Source organism: Microseira wollei NIES-4236 (genome assembly GCF_020521235.1).
Classification (GTDB): Bacteria; Cyanobacteriota; Cyanobacteriia; order Cyanobacteriales; family Aerosakkonemataceae; genus Microseira; species Microseira wollei.
Genome location: NZ_BLAY01000013.1, coordinates 65524 through 82594 on the forward strand (window position 1 = coordinate 65524; position 17071 = coordinate 82594).

At 45.8% G+C, this 17071-nt stretch carries 14 protein-coding genes and 1 pseudogene; 8 read left to right on the forward strand and 7 right to left on the reverse strand.

Annotation, left to right across the window (positions count from 1 at the left end):
- Positions 1 to 718: 718 nt before the first annotated feature.
- Positions 719 to 1786 carry an LOG family protein gene (locus MiSe_RS06320; protein ID WP_226576180.1) on the reverse strand — a complete coding sequence of 356 codons (1068 nt, stop codon included), beginning with the start codon at positions 1784 to 1786 and terminating at the stop codon, positions 719 to 721.
- On the opposite strand from MiSe_RS06320, the gene MiSe_RS06325 reads away from it, so the two are divergent.
- Together MiSe_RS06325 and MiSe_RS06330 are read left to right on the forward strand one after the other, a co-directional pair.
- Positions 1785 to 1955 (forward strand): hypothetical protein, encoded by a 171-nt coding sequence (locus tag MiSe_RS06325; protein WP_226576182.1) that lies wholly within the window; start codon positions 1785 to 1787, stop codon positions 1953 to 1955. The genes MiSe_RS06320 and MiSe_RS06325 overlap by 2 nt on opposite strands.
- Positions 1956 to 1976: 21 nt before the next feature.
- Positions 1977 to 2186, forward strand: a complete 210-nt coding sequence (locus tag MiSe_RS06330) for a hypothetical protein (RefSeq protein ID WP_226576184.1) — start codon at positions 1977 to 1979, stop codon at positions 2184 to 2186.
- 157 nt (positions 2187 to 2343) lie between these two features.
- Here the strand turns inward: MiSe_RS06330 and trxA are convergent, their stop codons facing one another.
- On the reverse strand, positions 2344 to 2682 hold the full coding sequence (gene trxA / locus MiSe_RS06335; RefSeq protein ID WP_226576209.1) for a thioredoxin: 339 nt from the start codon (positions 2680 to 2682) through the stop codon (positions 2344 to 2346).
- 715 nt (positions 2683 to 3397) lie between these two features.
- The gene (locus MiSe_RS06340) at positions 3398 to 4561 is read right to left on the reverse strand and encodes a GuaB3 family IMP dehydrogenase-related protein (RefSeq protein WP_226576186.1); all 1164 of its coding nucleotides are present in this window, start codon (positions 4559 to 4561) and stop codon (positions 3398 to 3400) included.
- A gap of 211 nt (positions 4562 to 4772) precedes the next feature.
- Between MiSe_RS06340 and MiSe_RS06345 the strand changes: the two are divergent.
- A pseudogene (locus tag MiSe_RS06345) lies at positions 4773 to 5315 on the forward strand (RNA-guided endonuclease TnpB family protein); the annotation flags it as partial.
- Positions 5316 to 5379: 64 nt separating this feature from the next.
- On the opposite strand, the gene MiSe_RS06350 reads toward MiSe_RS06345, so the two are convergent.
- The 3 genes from MiSe_RS06350 to MiSe_RS06360 are packed head-to-tail and all read right to left on the reverse strand — an operon-like array spanning position 5380 to position 11800.
- Positions 5380 to 10839: a trifunctional serine/threonine-protein kinase/ATP-binding protein/sensor histidine kinase gene (locus MiSe_RS06350; RefSeq protein WP_226576187.1), complete on the reverse strand. Its 5460-nt coding sequence runs from the start codon at positions 10837 to 10839 to the stop codon at positions 5380 to 5382.
- A 41-nt stretch (positions 10840 to 10880) separates the two neighbouring features.
- Complete coding sequence (locus MiSe_RS06355) at positions 10881 to 11045, reverse strand: hypothetical protein (RefSeq protein WP_226576189.1); 165 nt, start codon at positions 11043 to 11045, stop codon at positions 10881 to 10883.
- A 44-nt stretch (positions 11046 to 11089) separates the two neighbouring features.
- Positions 11090 to 11800: a hypothetical protein gene (locus tag MiSe_RS06360; RefSeq protein ID WP_226576191.1), complete on the reverse strand. Its 711-nt coding sequence runs from the start codon at positions 11798 to 11800 to the stop codon at positions 11090 to 11092.
- 308 nt (positions 11801 to 12108) lie between these two features.
- On the opposite strand from MiSe_RS06360, the gene MiSe_RS06365 reads away from it, so the two are divergent.
- The 4 genes from MiSe_RS06365 to MiSe_RS06380 all read left to right on the forward strand — a co-directional run bounded on the left by MiSe_RS06365 (position 12109) and on the right by MiSe_RS06380 (position 15511).
- On the forward strand, positions 12109 to 13452 hold the full coding sequence (locus MiSe_RS06365) for a glutamine synthetase family protein (protein WP_226576192.1): 1344 nt from the start codon (positions 12109 to 12111) through the stop codon (positions 13450 to 13452).
- A 58-nt stretch (positions 13453 to 13510) separates the two neighbouring features.
- A complete protein-coding gene (locus MiSe_RS06370) occupies positions 13511 to 14638 on the forward strand; it encodes an amidohydrolase family protein (RefSeq protein ID WP_226576194.1) in 1128 nt (375 codons plus the stop codon).
- A 179-nt stretch (positions 14639 to 14817) separates the two neighbouring features.
- Positions 14818 to 15180 carry a Spx/MgsR family RNA polymerase-binding regulatory protein gene (locus MiSe_RS06375; protein WP_226576196.1) on the forward strand — a complete coding sequence of 121 codons (363 nt, stop codon included), beginning with the start codon at positions 14818 to 14820 and terminating at the stop codon, positions 15178 to 15180.
- Between the two features lie 106 nt (positions 15181 to 15286).
- The gene (locus MiSe_RS06380; RefSeq protein ID WP_226576198.1) at positions 15287 to 15511 is read left to right on the forward strand and encodes a hypothetical protein; all 225 of its coding nucleotides are present in this window, start codon (positions 15287 to 15289) and stop codon (positions 15509 to 15511) included.
- Here the strand turns inward: MiSe_RS06380 and tnpA are convergent.
- Positions 15491 to 15928: an IS200/IS605 family transposase gene (gene tnpA / locus MiSe_RS06385; RefSeq protein WP_226576200.1), complete on the reverse strand. Its 438-nt coding sequence runs from the start codon at positions 15926 to 15928 to the stop codon at positions 15491 to 15493. The genes MiSe_RS06380 and tnpA overlap by 21 nt on opposite strands.
- A gap of 86 nt (positions 15929 to 16014) precedes the next feature.
- Between tnpA and MiSe_RS06390 the strand changes: the two genes are divergently transcribed.
- Positions 16015 to 17071, forward strand: a 1057-nt coding sequence (locus tag MiSe_RS06390) for an RNA-guided endonuclease InsQ/TnpB family protein (protein ID WP_226576202.1), incomplete at its 3' end; no start/stop codon positions are given.

Below are 17071 nucleotides of genomic sequence, written 5' to 3' on the forward strand. Positions count from 1 at the left end.
AGTGGATTTTGCTTACGCGATTTTGACAGCCACGTAACCATCATACGTTGTTTTACGCAGAAGCTAAAACTACGGGTTTATCTTTTCTAAACGATTGGGTTGGGTCAGATCTCCCTTTCTGCTTCCGTTTCGTTTTTAACAGCTTAGATTTGTTCAGAACCCAAAACGGCATACAATCCTATGGTTTTTGCGGTTATGTGTTCTGAATTACTAGCTTATCTGCTGATCAGTATTCTAGGCAATTTTCTGGAAAAATATGTAAATTTTCGGTAAATTTTCCGATTCATCGGCAAAGCCGTAGTTAACCCTTGAGCCATCTGTCAGGCTGCACCAGGTTTAGGACTTACGCAGTCGTCAGAGCGAGAAACAATCGGCAAAATTGCTGATTTTATCGACTTTTCCCCCCTTGTTTCCCTTCCCTGCTCAGATTCAAGCATTTTTGCTGCAAATGCGTCATTCCTGACGGCGTTGAGCCAATCAATGCATAATAGCGGATTAATTTCGACTCCGCCTAATTTCTGTATTTTCCACTACAAAAAAACCAGAGCAACCGCAGTTCAGTAAAACTACGGTTACCCGAGGGATATTTGCTTAAATTTTTGGTAAACCTTAGTTGATTCTACGAATCTTGTTGCGGCAAAAATCGTCTATTTGGTAGCGCTTCTCTACCAACAAAACTCGGCTATCAGAATTTCGACTGCCTTGAGGGCGAATTTCCCTACTTGCGCTCTGGGTGTTCGGATTCGTAGGAGCTTTTCCCCAGCTGATTAATCGCTGCAATCAGTTGGTATAAGCGTCCCAAATCCCGTTGATTGAAGTACAAAACCAGGCGGGGTAAGTCAAAGGTTTCATCCCCGGCTTCTTGGGGCAAAGCTTGGCTTTTTTCAATTCGTCCCTTAACCAGGATGTCGCTGAATTGCTCGTTCAATCCCTCGATTGCTGCATCGGATAAATCGCAGTTAAGGCGGATGACAAATCGGTCGTCAACGTAGCGGCTAGAGTGATAGACGCGGTAAAAGCTATTGATTGCTTCCATCGCCACGTCTAAACGGTCTGTAATCGTGTAGAGATTGGGATCTTCCGGACTGATTAGCCCTCGTTCGAGGAGATGCTCTTTGATGTAAGCATTCCAAGCTTCCCAGTAATTTCCACCGGGTCGATCGATTAAAACTACCGGCATGGGGCCGAACTTGCCAGTTTGGCTTAAAGTCATGCACTCAAACGCTTCGTCTTGGGTGCCAAAACCGCCGGGAAATAGAGCGATCGCATCGCTTTCTTTCAGCAGAAACAGCTTGCGAGTGAAGAAATACTTGAAGTGGAATAGCTTCGGATCGCCCTCGATAAACGGGTTAGCCTCTTGTTCAAACGGCAATCTGATATTTAGACCAAAAGACTTTTCTGCCCCAGCGCCTTCGTTACCCGCCTGCATGATCCCGCCACCGGCACCCGTCATCACCATGTATCCCTGCTGGACGACGGAGCGAGCAAAGTCAACCGCCATGCGGTACTCTGGGGTGTCTGGCGAAATCCTCGCCGAACCGAAAATCGCCACTTTACGGACGTGCCGATAGGGATAAAAAATTTGGAACCCCTGCTCCATGTCTTGCAAAGCAGCGCTGAGGATTTTCCAATCCAAACGCTCCACCTCAGTGCCAGCGATGCGTACCAGGGTAGCGAGTGTATGCTGAATCCATTTGCTGTGTTTCAGCGTTGGCAGTTGATCGAGTAATTCAATTACTTCTGCGCGTAGAGACTCAAGCGCGTTTAAGGAATTATTTATTGTCATGAATAAAAAGCCCAAGGCGCGGGTTTCTATTCTACCTGGATTTGAGCTGCAATTTACCAGAGAAGAAACCCAAGGTTCGAGAAACGAGGGCGGCGGACTTGCCTTAATCGAGGGATTAAACCATTTCCACCCCGACTCTGGGAGGAATTTACCGATAGGGGGGGGGTGACGATCGGGTGTAAAGAAGCAGTTGGCGAGCCCCAAGGACTTGGGAAGGGGGACGAGGGGGAACAGTCCTCCCTACCAAATACTGATCAGCGCACCCGCTATGATCTCGCCTCTGATGGGATTTTTTTTCATTCCCATAGCCAAAGCCATGCTACAGCGTGCTGGAAGCTGCTGGCGCCGATTTGAACTGACAGCTGGCTCTGGTGGCGATAGCGATCGCGGCGACCGATGACGATAGCCCTTTTCGCCGATTAAGGCGGATATTTTAGGGTTTGACTGCATAGGATGCAGAATGCACGCGCAAGCGTGCGGTTTTCGCTTGTGCTGGCTTTACCTGCGGTTGCTGCTAAAGGTGCTTGGACGCGATCGCTTTCCTGGGGTTTTGACGCTCAAGGGTTAAGGTATTTTTCTAAGGTATTAGCCAGGGTAGTTTTAGGAACTGCACCGACTACCATATCAACCCGCTGACCTCCTTTAAAAATCATCAGCGTGGGGATGCTGCGGATGCCATATTGGCTGGCGACATTGGGATTTTCATCGGTGTTAAGTTTGACTACCTTCACCTTATTTTCGTACTGCGCTGCGATTTCATCCACAACGGGGGCAACCATCCGGCAGGGACCGCACCAGGGAGCCCAAAAATCGACTAATACCGGAACATCACTTTCAAGTACTTCTTGCTTAAACGTAGCGTCTGTAACTTGTGCGGCTGCTGACATGCCTAGAATTCCTTGCCTAGTATTGTCTTTATTTACATCGGAATTCTATCATAACCACCATAGGTGATTTTGCTTTTTCTGGTTTATGCAGCCATACTTAATTTTCGGTGGGGTTCTGGGGGAGGCTATAAGTCCCATGCCTACCCGACTCTGAGGCGTGCGGATACATGGACATCACCCTGGCTAATCAGCGCTCCTCGATGCGTTGGGTAAAGTATCAATCCCATCCTCAACCAATTGAGTAATTGTTTTCTCTCTGGACTCTGCATATTGCCGAAGTTTGTCTAACCGTTTTGCTGATAGCCTAATATGAAGATTTTTGTCTTTCATTCTCTTTGTGTTGTCAATGCGAACACATCAAGTTGAGCATCAAGATGGTTGATCGCCCACCCGACTGACTAAGAGGCCACCCAATGGGTATAAAGTATGTGTACGCCCAGATTGTAGTAATAAAACGAGGCAACGGCAAATGAGACGCTTTCGCCAAGACTTACCCGAAGGGAAGTTGTGGTACTTCACTTGCCGTAACAAGGCTGCACCCGCCCAATAAGGAACCGCCCGAACAGTAGTCCGGGCGGAGTGTGGTGTGAGGAGTGAACGGAAACATGCGTCTCCGCTATCTCTATTCTATGCGACAGTAAAAGATTTGAGGGCGGTTACCCCACCCCGGTTGGAAATTTTCTCAATTGACCGCAATAGGGGCATGGGGGCTGCCCCTATCTGCCTACTTGCCCATGCCCAATTGCTGGGCTTTTTGATAAACTTTGCCTTCGGTCAACAGGGAGGGGGCAATTACCACTTCAACTTGCTGCATTTCCTTGAGATCCTTAGCGCCTAGAGTCCCCATGCTGGTTTTTAAGGCTCCCAGAAAATTGTGAGTACCATCGTCGAGTTGGGCAGGTCCGCGCAGGATTTGCTCTAAACTGCCCGTAGTACCGACGCGAATGCGAGTACCGCGAGGCAGGACGGGACTAGGCGTTGCCATTCCCCAGTGATAACCGCGTCCGGGGGCTTCTTTGGCTCTGGCAAAAGGAGAGCCGATCATCACGCCATCGGCACCGCAGGCGATGCACTTGCAGATATCGCCGCCGGTGACCAGACCGCCATCGGCAATCACGGGGACGTAGTTGCCGGTTTGTTTAAAGTAATCATCCCGCGCTGCCGCACAGTCGGCAACGGCTGTGACTTGGGGGATACCGACCCCCAGCACACCTCTAGACGTACAAGCAGCACCAGGGCCAATCCCGACCAGCACCCCGGAGGCTCCAGTTTTCATCAGGTTCAAAGCGACTTCGTAGGTGACGCAATTGCCTAAAATCACCGGCATAGGCATTTTGGCGCAAAACTGAGCCAGATCCAAAGGCGTTACCGACTCAGGCGAGAGGTGAGCGGTCGATACTACAGTTGCCTGCACAAAAAATAAATCTGCACCAGCTTTCGCCACGACCGAACCATACTTAGTCGCCCCGACGGGAGTGGCGCTGACCGCCGCAATACCCCCTTGACTTTTAATTTCTTGTATGCGTTGCTCGATTAATTCCAGCTTGATTGGCTCGGCATAGAGTTCTTGCATCAGCGGTACAAACTCTGTGGTTCCAACCTGAGCAATGCGGTCTAAAATCGGTTCAGGGTCGGCATAACGAGTTTGGATGCCCTCTAAGTTGAGGACGCCCAACGCCCCTAACTGGGATAGGAGGACTGCCATGCGGACATCCACCACCCCGTCCATAGCACTAGCAATAATCGGGATCTCCCGATCGATGCCACCAATGCGCCAGCGAGTATCTGCCAAACTGGGATCTAGCGTTCTAGTCCCTGGGACTAGCGCAATCTCGTCGATACCATAGGCTCGGCGAGCCGTCTTCCCTCGCCCAATTTCAATGTCCACGCTCGTACTCGTTCCCAAGACTGACTGTTTAAGCTAGGGTATCAAATTGCGGGGGGGATTGGTTTAGCTTGATAGCCGAGAAGCCTCACGTTCCGATAGGGTCAGCGTGAGATAAAAGGCGCGGCGCAGGAGGAGTCTCACCCCTTGCGGGTGAGCGACGCTTCGCCTATTGGTCATGCCGAAGCGTCGAAAAATATGTTTGAGTGAATAGAGTAATTCACGGAATAAGGCAAGAAAACTCGTGGCGAGAGCGCAGGAGAAGATCGCCAACTCCCGTCAGGATTTCCTAGATAAACTATCTCGGAAAATCGTCAACGAGAACCAAGCGATCGTTTCCGAGAATCTGAACGTTAAGGGCATGGTCAGAAATCACAATCAAGCGTTGGCTATCAGTGATTGTGGTTGGTCTATGTTCTTAAACTTTATCGACTATAAAGCCAAAAGGGACGGAAAGACTTTTCTAGAGATAGATCGGTTTTTCCCATCCTGGAAAACCTGTAGCGTCTGTCTGAACATCGTTGATAGTTTGCCCCAAGATATTCGGTCTTGGGAGTGTCCGCACTGCCATACAAGACATGACCGGGACGTGAACGCCGCTATCAACATACGAGATGAAGGCTTACGGTTACTCGCCTCTGGAACGGGGGCGACTGCTGATGGAGGGAATGTAAGACCAAATCGGGGGCGAAAGTCTTCCGTGGCGGCTGTTCCCGGTGAAGTCAGAAGCCTACACTCTGCCCTATGGCGAGTGTAGGTAGTTCACGCTGGGATTAAGGGATGGGGGCGAGGATACCCAAAAACCTAATCCCGCGATCGCCCTACTCGATGGGGAGCCAAATCGTAAACTCTGTCCCTTGTCCTAGCACCGATTCACAAGTCAAACTTCCCCCGTGAGTTTCCTGCACAATTTGACGGCTAATCGATAATCCCAAACCCGTACCTTTCCCCAAGGATTTGGTTGTAAATAAATGGTCAAAGATGCGAGCTTTTATTTCTTCTGACATCCCCAAACCATTATCCCGAATCTTAATCGCCACCTGTTGATTATCTGCTGTCACTTCAGTTTTGATGGTAATTTGATTCGGATTGGCCTGAATTTCAGCATAACTGCGCTGGGAATTCGATTCTTCTAACGCATCGATGGCATTTGCCAGAATATTCATAAATACCTGATTCAGCTGTCCCGGATAGCATTTGACGGCGGGAATGTTTCCATAGACCTTAATAGCTTGAATTTCCGGACGATTCTCGTTGGCTTTGAGGCGATGCCGTAAAATCATCAGCGTGCTATCGATGCCCTCGTGGAGATTGACCGCCACCTTGGAACTGCTGTCAGCGCGGGAAAAAGTGCGGAGGGAGGTGCTGATGTTGCGTATGCGATCGCACCCCACTTTCATCGATGACAGCATTTTGGGTAAATCTTCCAACAGATATTCTAGCTCAATTTCTTCAGCTTTTTCCGCGATTTCTTCCCCCGGATTAGGGAATTTTTCGTGGTATAATTCCAGGTATTCTGTGAGGTCTTTAACCGCAGCGATCGCTTCATCAATATTCCCGGAAATAAACCCAACGGGGTTATTTATTTCGTGCGCCACCCCCGCGACTAAATTACCCAGTGCAGACATTTTTTCGCTTTGAATCAGTTGCAGTTGCGTTTGTTGTAATTCTTGCAGATATTTTTCTAGCTGCTGGGCGTAGTTTTGGGATTGTTGGTAAAGTTGTTGCGATGTTTGATAAAGACGGGCATTTTCCAGAGAGATAGCAGCTTGAGCGCAAAGAAGGTTGAGGATTTCGATGCGCGAGGTGGTAAATGCCCCCTGGATCAAATTATTTTCCAGGTACAGGATACCAATCAACTTGCCTTGATTTAGAATCGGTCCACACAACACACTTTTGGGTTGCTGTTTGTGCATGTAGGGGTCAGCTGCCCAATTAGTTTTAGCCGTTGCGTCCTGAATTACCAAGGTTTCCAATGTACGTTTGACATAATTAATCGCGCTTTTGGGAATTTCTAGGCTTTCCTCGACTGGTTCTGATTGCAGTACAGTCAGTTGAGTAGAGGTTTCAGCTTCATCTAGTTGTGCGATCGCTTCTATTACCCAATTGTCTCCTTGGGGTAAAACCAGCACGCATTTCTGCGCTCCTGCATTTTCCAGCACCACTTGCATCAAAGTCGCGATCAACTTGTCAAGTTGAATTTCGCCAGACAGGGTTTGAGAAGCTTTGATAACGCTTGCCAAGTCTAACTCCGCTAACATCTTGGTGTTGCTAGAAATTAGAGTTGTCTCTGTACTATGAATAGATAGGGTAGCGAGTGTTTGGTTGCTATGAGATCGAATTATTTCCCCCTGGAGAATGGGTGCGAGTAATTGGGGATAGCGTTTTTCTAAGTCATCAACTTTTGCCGTGGCTCCCCAACGAGCATAAGCATAGTAGGCTTCAGTTAAATAGACTTGAGCGATTTTTTCTCTCCCCCATCCCAGATAAAACTTGGCAATCAGTTCATTAGCAAGTGCTTCTTCTTGGATGTATTCGTTTTCTTTGGCTAAGGCTATAGCTTGGTTATAACAGTTGATGGCATCAATTTTTTGCTCCAAAACCCGATGCCGCTCTGCCTCTACTAAATAAAATTTATCCATGAAGTTAGCTGGGGCATGATGCGCCCAACCTTTCATTTTTTCCTGGTTAGCGGCTACCTTTTCCCAGATTTTTTCTTGTTCGGCTTGTTTGACATCAGGATACACTGCGAGGCGAGTCAGGGAATCATAAAAATGGAATTGAGGAATAACTATCTGTCCAATTCCACCGTTTAAGTATTGTTCTGCCTTGGCAGCATTTTCAATTGCTTGAGGATAGTTCCCTAGCAAATAACAGAGCTGAAGCTTGCCGAAATAAAAGTATAAAATTGCACAGGTATCATTGGCTTCAAAATGAAGCGGCAGCATTTTTTCCTCATCATAAGCTTCACCGATGAGACAACATGGATTTTCCGCATATCCGAGCCAATTCAAGACTATTTGCCGATAGATCTCGTTCCGGTAAAATATCCTTTCTTGTTTGATTTGCCACAGGGCATTGCTGTAGGTCGTCAACTCCTGTTGCAGTTCTGTTAGTTCTCGACCCATGAAATATGCGGCGTAGCAGTAGGTATTCAAAGAAAGTGCTGCAAATTCTAAATCTCCCGTTTCCAGTCCGACAGAGTAAGCTTCCAGAAGCGGCTTTAATGTTTCCCTGATATGATCCTTCCAATTCCTGACCAGGCAATTAAATGTTTGGATCACCTTAGCTGTGACTGCTTTAGTATGAAACTTAGCCAACAGATTTTCAGCCAGCTTGCCAAATTGATACCCAGACTCGATGTCTTCCACTACTCCGCAGAGAATTAACCCGTAGACAACATAGGCAAAGGCAGATAAGGGGGCATTGCCATATGTAACCGATAAGTTGATTTGTTTAAAGATAATCAGCGGGAACAATTCCGGAACGGCTTGATAGACCAGAGTTGTTGCACTGGCTAGAATACCCATAGCTGCCAATGAGCATGGGTCTGTCATTTCTGGTAAGTGAATTAAGTCCTCAATTTTACCCCTACTAGCCAGATTTGAAATTGTTTTCTCCCGTTCCATCTGAATATCGGATTGACTGGTATTTTCCGGAAAATATATTCCCAACAATTTCAAAAATGTTATTGTAGTATTGACCGCTTCTATTGCTTTGTTCTGTGCGCCATAAGCTTGTATTTTGGCATGATAAACTTTCACTTTTTCCAGTGGTGTTTTAGCTTGCTGCAACACAACTTGTGCCAGTTGTTCCATCCGTTCAAAGTCAAGATCCAGGTAGGCTGCTTCTGCTGCTTCCTCATACAAATTTCGGGTTAATTGATAATTTGTTTGCCAACAGTCTGCTGGTAGAATCGATATCCCCACAGTAAAATATCCGACAGCAGCGGCATAGGCTGTAGAATTCCTGGCTTTACGTCCAGCCATGAGATTTAACTGAGCCAGTTCATCCCGCTCTGTTTGCAGCGCAATTAACTCGACCCCTATATTTAACTGGTTGACAATTGCAAAAATTTTCTCTTCCCGTTCGGCTTCAGGAGTTTTATTTAACAGCTGTTGACCAATTTTTAAATGAGTTGATTGTTTCTGGTTTTCGGGAATTAGAGAGTAAGCGGCTTGCTGAACTCGGTCATGCAAAAATTTATAACTGGGTAATTGGTGGTTAATTGGTAATTGGTTGGGTTCTTCTTTATTGCTATAATCTTGGAAAAATTTGTAAATTTCGCTAAGAGGTAAAATTAACCCTTCTTGCAAGGCTTTCCACAAGTCTGCTGCCGTCTCATCTGGGGATTTTTCTTGCACGATTGCCAGGGTTTCCAAGTCAAATTGGTTGCCGATGCAGGCAGCTAGCTGCAATACAGTCTGAGTTGATGCTGGCAACTTCTGTAACTGAAGCGCCATAAATTCCACCACATCATCAGTTAGCGCTAACGTCCTGACGCGAACGATATCGGACTGCCAATAACCGGCCTCAAAGTTAAAAATAATCAATCTATTTTCATATAAAGATTTAAGGAATTGATTCGCAAAGAAGGGATTCCCTTTGGTTTTTTGATGAATTAGTTGAGTGAGAGGAAAGGCAAGGTCTAGGGGACAATTGAGAGTATCGGCAATCAGATGGTTTAAATCGGATTGCTTGAGGGGAGCTAGAGTAATAGTATTAACTGTTGCTTGAATTTTCCTAATCTCTTCTAAAGCCAACATCAGCGGATGGGCAGGAGAAACTTCGTTATCCCGATAGGCACCAATGAGTAACAGATAGCAGCTATCCGTTTCGCTCATTAATAATTGCATCAACTTTAAAGAAGCCGAATCTGCCCATTGCAAGTCATCGAGAAATATCACCAGGGGATGTTCTTTTGTGCTGAAGATCTGGATGAATTTCTCAAACAGCAAGTTAAAGCGATTTTGGGCAGCGCTGCCAGACAGTTCTGGGACAGGAGGCTGTTTGCCAATAATTCTTTCTAGTTCGGGAATGACATCAATGATGACTTGACCGTTCTCTCCCAAGGCTGAGAGAATTTTGGTTTTCCACTGTGCAATTTGAGTATCGCTTTCACTTAGCAGTTGCGCCATTAAATCTCGGAATGCTTGCACGAATGCTGAGAAGGGAATGTTGCGCTGAAATTGGTCAAATTTACCTTTGATGAAGTAACCCCGCTGGCGCACGATGGGTTTGTGGATTTCATTGACAACAGCGGTTTTGCCAATACCGGAAAAACCTGCTACTAACATCATTTCGGTTTTTCCCCCTGCGACTCTGTCAAAGGCGGCGAGTAAGGTTTCTACTTCCTTGTGGCGACCGTAGAGTTTTTCAGGAATGATGAAGCAGTCTGAGATATCCCTTTTTCCTAACTCAAAGGCAGGGATGTTTCCTAAGTTGTTCCACTGATGCAAGCAGGTTTCTAGGTCCTGTTTTAATCCCAAGGCACTTTGATAGCGGTCTTCGGCATTTTTTGCCATTAGTTTGCCGACAATATCAGACAGGATTGGAGGAATACTGGGGTTAAGACTGTGGACTGAATCAGGTTGCTTGGCAAGGTGAGAGTAAACCAATTCCATCGGTTCGGTGGCGGAAAAGGGTAACCTTCCGGTGAGGAGTTCGTAGAAGGTAATGCCTAAAGAATAGAAGTCGGTGCGGTAGTCAATTCCCCGGTTCATTCGCCCAGTTTGTTCGGGAGATAAGTAGGGAAGAGTGCCTTCGAGGACGTTAGGATTGGTAAGAACTTGCGCTTCTCTGGGAAGTAGGGAAGCAATGCTGAAGTCAATCAGTCTTACTTCAAGGGTGGTGGGGTTAATCAGAATATTGCCGGGTTTGATGTCTTTGTGAATGACTCGATGGCGATACAATCCTTCTAAAGTTGAGACAATTTGAATCGCGAGCGCCAGAAATTCTGCCAGACTGAGGGGATGGGAGGCGGTGTATTGTTTGAGGGAAATACCGCCCATATCTTCCATGACTAGGGCATAACCGTTGCGGCAGTTTTCTAGACTGTAGGTTTTGATGATGCCGGGAAGGTCGAGGTTTTTGGCGATGCTGTATTGGTTGCGAAATTGCACCAGTTCGTTGAAGCTAGGATACTCACTCCGCAACAGTTTGATCGCAACGGGTTTTTGGTCTTTAGTTCGCTGCCCTCGATAGACTAGGGTTCTGGTGCTGTCGTATATTAGCTCAATAATGCGATAACCAGGGAGTGCGATCGCGCTGGGAGTATACATAGGTATGCTAGTTGGCTGGTGAATATCGTAACCCTTACAATCTATAATTCCCTTAAACTAACACAACTCACATCTTGCACCAATCGACTGGGCGGGCACCGACGCCCACCCCACAAGAGATTGATTTTTCTTGTGGGATGGGCATCTTGCCCGTCCCACTTGTTAATCGTGCCAGATCTGAGACAATCTAACAGACCAGTCCCCACCAGACTCATACCTAGTTGTATCTGTTACCGCAATCTACTGGTAGTCAAACTGCTAGCGGTTGCTCAACTTTATGGGTTTTTGCATAGACTAGAAGCTCGTCCATCGATTCTGCGTAGGCTTCAAACAATTCATCAACCAATGCAAAATACACTTGACGCTGCTCATCTGTGATTTCTATTTGTGCAAAAAACTCCACAACATTACGACTGTTTATATTGTGGTTGTTTTCCTGTGTTAAATGATGGTTCCCGAAGAATCGATATTGTTTTTTGCCTCTGAATTGCAGTTGCTTAACAACTTGTTCGGTGTTCGAGAAAAAAACATTGCCTGTGACTTCTGAAACTAGAACTCCTATCAATTTTTGCAGCGGGTCTGATATCAAAACACATCGCTCAATTTTAGGGCACACTTGCCGAGTTTTCTTGGTTTCTTCGCCCCAAAGAAATTTCAAAGCATCGGTAAAATTAAGCGAGCGGTCTAGATCTAGTTTTTGCAGGTCTTCCAGAAGCCAATGCCAATGATCTTGTTCTTCATAACTGTGTTGATTGATAATTGCCTGGATTTTGTTAGTGGTTGGCTCTTCTCTGAACCCATATTTACACAAATCTGAAAAACCCGTAGCTAAAGGAACAAGGCAGGGAGCAAAAGCGAGCCTTTGTCTAGGATCTATGCTTTGGTCTTGCATGTAATCAAACAATGGCAATTCGGCAAATTCTTGCTTTCTCTTTTGAATTAATGCCAAAACGTCTTTCATCTTGAAATACCTCTTTTTCCTGGACTGTAGCACCCTAGCTAAATTTGGTAAATAGGTGGCTATGACAATCAATATAGTAAATCTAATGTAGAGCGCCCTCGGTAAAATTAACTATTTTTTTTTTTTTTTATTGAACAAGAATAGATGAAAGTACTTGTCTAATTCCCTAAATACACGGAACTAGGGGCTGAGCAAAGCAGGAAAGTTGTACGATTTGTGTTATGGTTGAGTTTTTAAGCGATCGCACCGTCAGTGTAGGACGGTGAGATCGCTTAAAAGTCCGCTATTAACTGCATAAATTCACATCAATGTCTGATCACCCCAGATCTCAATCCCTAGAAGCGGCAGGTGTGAAGTTCATCCGCGTCCTCTGGTGCGATAATGCCAATATTATTCGCGGCAAGGCTATTCACATCGGCGCGCTATCCCATCATTGTGAACAGGGGGTGGGAATCTCAGCGGCACAGCAGGCGATGCCGGTGATGTATGATGCCCCAGTTGCTGAAACTGGTCTTGGCCCGGTTGGCGAGGTACGATTGATACCTGACTGGTCTACGCTTAATGTATTGCCTTATGCACCCAGTCATGCCCGCGTTATGGGGGATATGGTCAAGGATGGCATTGCTTGGTCTTTTTGTCCGCGCCATTTCTTGAAGCGGATGGTAGCTGATGCTTCTAGTCTGGGTTTGGAAGTAATGGCGGCATTTGAAAATGAGTTTTACCTGCTGCGTCCAACTTCTGATGGCATTGGAGTAGAACCCGCTGACAATACTGTTTTTGCTTCTACTCTGGCGATGGATTCTAATTTAAAAGTAATCGATGAAATTGCCCTTGCATTGGTTGCTCAAGCAATGCCCGTTGAGCAATACTATCCCGAATCAGGCCCCGGTCAGCATGAAATTTCGATTCGCTATACCCAGGCAATGTCAGCTGCCGACCAACAAATTGCTTTCCGAGAAACTGTGCGCGCGATCGCTATGCGACACGGCTTAAAAGCTTCTTTTTTACCTAAAATATTTGCCGATAAAGCTGGCAGTGGATGCCATTTACATTTGAGTCTATGGCAAGATGGCAAAAATATCGTTTCTGATGGGTCAAAAGTTGGCGGTCTTTCCCAGATAGCGCAAGCTTTTATTGCCGGAATTCTGAACCATTTACCAGCTTTGATGGCGCTGACTACTCCCTGCACTAATTCTTATCGTCGCATCCGCCCGCATTTTTGGAGCGGTGCGTTTCGCTGTTGGGGAATAGACAATCGCGAAGCCGCTGTGCGAGTACCAACTGACCCAGCGGTAAAAAGTCCGACTAATTTTGAGTTTAAAACAGTTGATGCTTCCGCAAATCCTTATTTGGCTTTAGGTGCGGTTATAGCGGCAGGACTCGATGGTGTTAAGACTCATCTTGAGTTGGGCGATCCGGTGGCGGTAGACCCCGGTTATTTGTCAGAATCAGAACGCAATCTGCGGGGTATTGATTTGCTGCCGACCAATTTGGGGGATGCCATCGCTCACTTAACTCGCGATGATATCCTCCTCACTGCCTTGGGTTCAGATTTGGCAAATGCTTATCTGGCAGTGCGAAAAGCCGAGTGGGAAGCGATGAAAAATATGGAATTGGAAGATGAGGTAAAGCTTTTACTAGAACGCTATTAATCGATGGTGACAAGCTAGACAAAATCTCAAATCTCAAATCTCAAATCTTAAATTGTTTATGGATCTTTGGCACATTCCGGCAATTGACCAACACGCTCATAACTTGCTCAAACCAGAAGTGTTTGACCGTTATCCCTATGGGGCTGCTTTTACTGAAGGGTATGATGCCGATATTGTCAACTATCATGCCCGTCATACCTTGTGCTACCGCAGGAGTTTAAGGGAAATTGCCACCCTTTTGGAGTGCGAACCAACAGAAGAAGCTATCCTTTCTCGACGCAGGGAATTAGGTATAGATCGACTCGCGGAACTCTGTTTCAATGCAGCAAATATAGAAACTATTCTCTTAGACGATGGTTTTCTTCCCGATGAAGTTCTGCCTGGGGAATGGCATCAAAAATTTGTGACTGTCCACAGGGTACTTCGTCTGGAATGGTTGGCAGAAAATATTATTAGTCAGGTTGATAATTTTGAGACATTGATAGACCATTTTCGCGCTGCAATTGACCCGCCTCCCCTGGGAGTTGTCGCTTTTAAGAGCATTGCCGCCTATCGCACTGGTTTGGATATTCAGCCAATTCCTTATGAAATGGCTAAGTTCAGCTTTTACGATCTGAAACACTCTTCCCACCAAAAACCGCTGCGCCTCGCTAACAAAGCTTTAATTGACTTTCTGATCTTGCAGGCATTGGAAATTGCAGCTAAACATAACATACCCGTACAGTTTCATACGGGATTTGGCGACCCCGACCTCGATTTGCACAAAGCCAATCCTCTTTACCTGCGTACTTTACTAGAAGATAGTCGCTATCGAAATGCTAAATTTGTCCTACTTCATGCTTCCTATCCTTATATGCGCGAGGCAGGATATTTAGCTTATGTTTATCCTCACGTTTATTTGGATTTTGGCTTAGCGGTGCCTTTTTTAAGCGTTGCTGGGATGCGTTCTGCGGTACAGATGTTGTTGGAATTAACGCCTACTAGCAAGTTGATGTATTCTTCTGATGCTCACTTTATTCCGGAATTGTATTATTTGGGTGCGAAATGGGGGCGCAATATTTTAGGGTTAGTTTTAGAGCAATCTATCCAAGATTCTGATATAAATTCAGATGAAGCGGAGGCGATCGCCCTTGCAGTTATAAGGGAAAATGCCCGCAACCTTTACCGCTTACTCCCTTCGCCATAAAAGAATACCTAACTCAAGGTGCTAGTTATTTCATGCATAGTGGCTAATGGCTAATGGCTAATGGCTCTATGATAAAAAATGCTATATTAACAATTAGCAATTAGCAATTAACAACGCCAAAGTTTATAACTACCAAATTGCGTTAGGTGCATTGTTGTTGATGTTGAGTAACCAGTGCTATGTCGATTCAAGTTTATGGAATTCCAAATTGCGGCACCTGCAAAAAAGCCTTCAAATGGCTGGAAGATAACGGTGTTGAGTATGAGTTTATTAACACGAAAGAACATCCGCAAACTCGCGAGACGATCCAAAACTGGGTAGCGTCTTTGGGTTCAAAGCCGATGCGAAATACCTCTGGTCAATCTTACCGGGCGTTGGGCGACTTGAAGACGAATTGGACCGAGGAAGAGTGGATAGAGGCGTTCGCTAAAGACGCGATGCTGCTTAAGCGTCCTCTTTTTGTTAAGGATGGACTTGCAGTGCTGGTAGGTTTCCGAGAGAAAGAGGAAAAGCTGCGAGAAAAGTTGGGAATTGCGGTATAATACCGTTGGATTTTTTGACTGCGTTCGCGAGCGCTCGCTCGTGACGCGCTTAATATAAAACATTTGATTTAAATATTGTCAGCGCTCGCTTACTTCTGCACGACCTATGAAATCTAAAAATTTGCTCATTGCTGGGGTGTTGGCTGCGATCCTGGTTGCTAATCCTACTGTTGCTCAAAATCAAGAAATAGACAACGAACTGTATCAACTCTGCACCCAATTCCCCCTCAACTCGCGCTGTGCAGGTTTTAACAAAACCTGCGGAATTCCCCATCCGCCTATGGGGTGGGGATGGATAGCAGGGGAGAAATTAGGGGTTCGATGCCCCTAATTTCTCCAATCTACCGCCGGATTGATTTTGAATATATTTTTTAACAATTTCTAGAGGCGCTCCACCGCAAGAAACAATGCACTTAGAGTCATGCCATAACTTAGCTTTTCCCCAATAATACTTATCAATTTCCGGTTTATACTTCTCCCTAAGAACCCTACTGCTAGCAGACTTAAGAGAAGCAATTAAATCGGAAATATTGTTATCTGGATGCAGATCGATAAGTAAATGAACGTGGTCGGCTTCGCCGTTGCAGTCAGACAGCTTTGACTTGTTCGCACTTAGCACTCGCTCAAACACATGCTTCATATCCTGAAGCATTTGCGGCGTAAGCACTTTTCGCCTGTATTTGGTTACAAAAACGATATGCAGGTGGATTGAGAAAACGACATGAGAGCCGCTGTGTAGTTTAGTCATGCAACCTTCTTGTCATGCCCAAAAACGTGATATAGTTATTCTATTGTAAAGCGCCAACTGAAACAATTCAGGGCAGCAAGTGACGCATGGCAACAAGAAGGCAGACATTTCGACTGTACCCCAACAAGCAACAAGAGAATAAGCTGTTTGAGGCACGGAGAAATCATGCCTACCTGTACAATGCCTGCATTGCTCATCGTCGTTACGAGTGGAGAGCTTCCCAAAAAACCGTTACTTATTTTGAACAGCAAAATTGTTTGCCTGCATTCAAAAAAGAATGGATTGAGTTTGCTTATTTGCACTCACAAGCTTTGCAAGCTACGGTCAAGCGTGTTGACTTGGCTTATGGTGCATTTTTTCAAGGATTAAGGAAGAAGCCCAGGTTTAAGTCGATTCGCGACTACTCCGGTTGGACTTATCCAGCTACATCTGGCTGGAAGGTCAATAGTAACGGTAAGCATGGAAGCGTTACCTTGAATGATTTGGGCATCACGGTTAGGATGCGCGGTCAATCAAAACAATGGGGCGCTCTTACCACCTTAACCATTGTTTACAAGCCAGGTGTAAATCAATGGTTTGCATCGTTTACCGTTGAAATTCCGACGCCAGAAACTAGGCTTGGTTCTGGTTCAGACTTGAGTTACGAATCAATAGTATGTTTTGATTTAGGTACAGAAACAGCGTTAACGCTTTATGATGGAGAAACCTTTACCGAACTAGAAAATCCTCGCTTTACCCAGCGTTGCGAGCAGCTAATTAAGCGAAAGTCTTCAGATCTGAGGCGCAAGCGCGCACCTAATAGAAGAAAGAAAGTTAAAGCCTCAAGGCGCTGGAGGAAAGCGAGGAAACAGGTATCAAAGCTTCAAAGAAAAGTAGCTAATCAGCGCAAGGATTGGCAGCATAAGGTTACATCAGAGATCGCCAGTCGTTATGACATCGGTGTAACCGAACAGTTGAACACCAAGTCCATGACGCGCCAATCAAAAAAAAGCAGCAAACGTAAAAGACAGAAAGCTGGACTCAATAAGTCAATTCTTTCTGTTGGGTTTAGTACGCTCAATAAAATGATGGCGTACAAAATCGAACAAAAAGGTGGTTTGATGCTGATACTGCCTACAAAACAAATAAAACCATCACAGCGCT

Coding starts and splice junctions, on each gene's coding strand:
- MiSe_RS06325 (WP_226576182.1), top strand. CDS start 1,785: ATGAATAAAAAGCCCAAGGCGCGGGTTTCTATTCTACCTGGATTTGAG.
- MiSe_RS06320 (WP_226576180.1), bottom strand. CDS start 1,786: ATGACAATAAATAATTCCTTAAACGCGCTTGAGTCTCTACGCGCAGAA.
- MiSe_RS06350 (WP_226576187.1), bottom strand. CDS start 10,839: ATGTATACTCCCAGCGCGATCGCACTCCCTGGTTATCGCATTATTGAG.
- MiSe_RS06360 (WP_226576191.1), bottom strand. CDS start 11,800: ATGAAAGACGTTTTGGCATTAATTCAAAAGAGAAAGCAAGAATTTGCC.
- MiSe_RS06365 (WP_226576192.1), top strand. CDS start 12,109: ATGTCTGATCACCCCAGATCTCAATCCCTAGAAGCGGCAGGTGTGAAG.
- MiSe_RS06370 (WP_226576194.1), top strand. CDS start 13,511: ATGGATCTTTGGCACATTCCGGCAATTGACCAACACGCTCATAACTTG.
- MiSe_RS06375 (WP_226576196.1), top strand. CDS start 14,818: ATGTCGATTCAAGTTTATGGAATTCCAAATTGCGGCACCTGCAAAAAA.
- MiSe_RS06380 (WP_226576198.1), top strand. CDS start 15,287: ATGAAATCTAAAAATTTGCTCATTGCTGGGGTGTTGGCTGCGATCCTG.
- tnpA (WP_226576200.1), bottom strand. CDS start 15,928: ATGACTAAACTACACAGCGGCTCTCATGTCGTTTTCTCAATCCACCTG.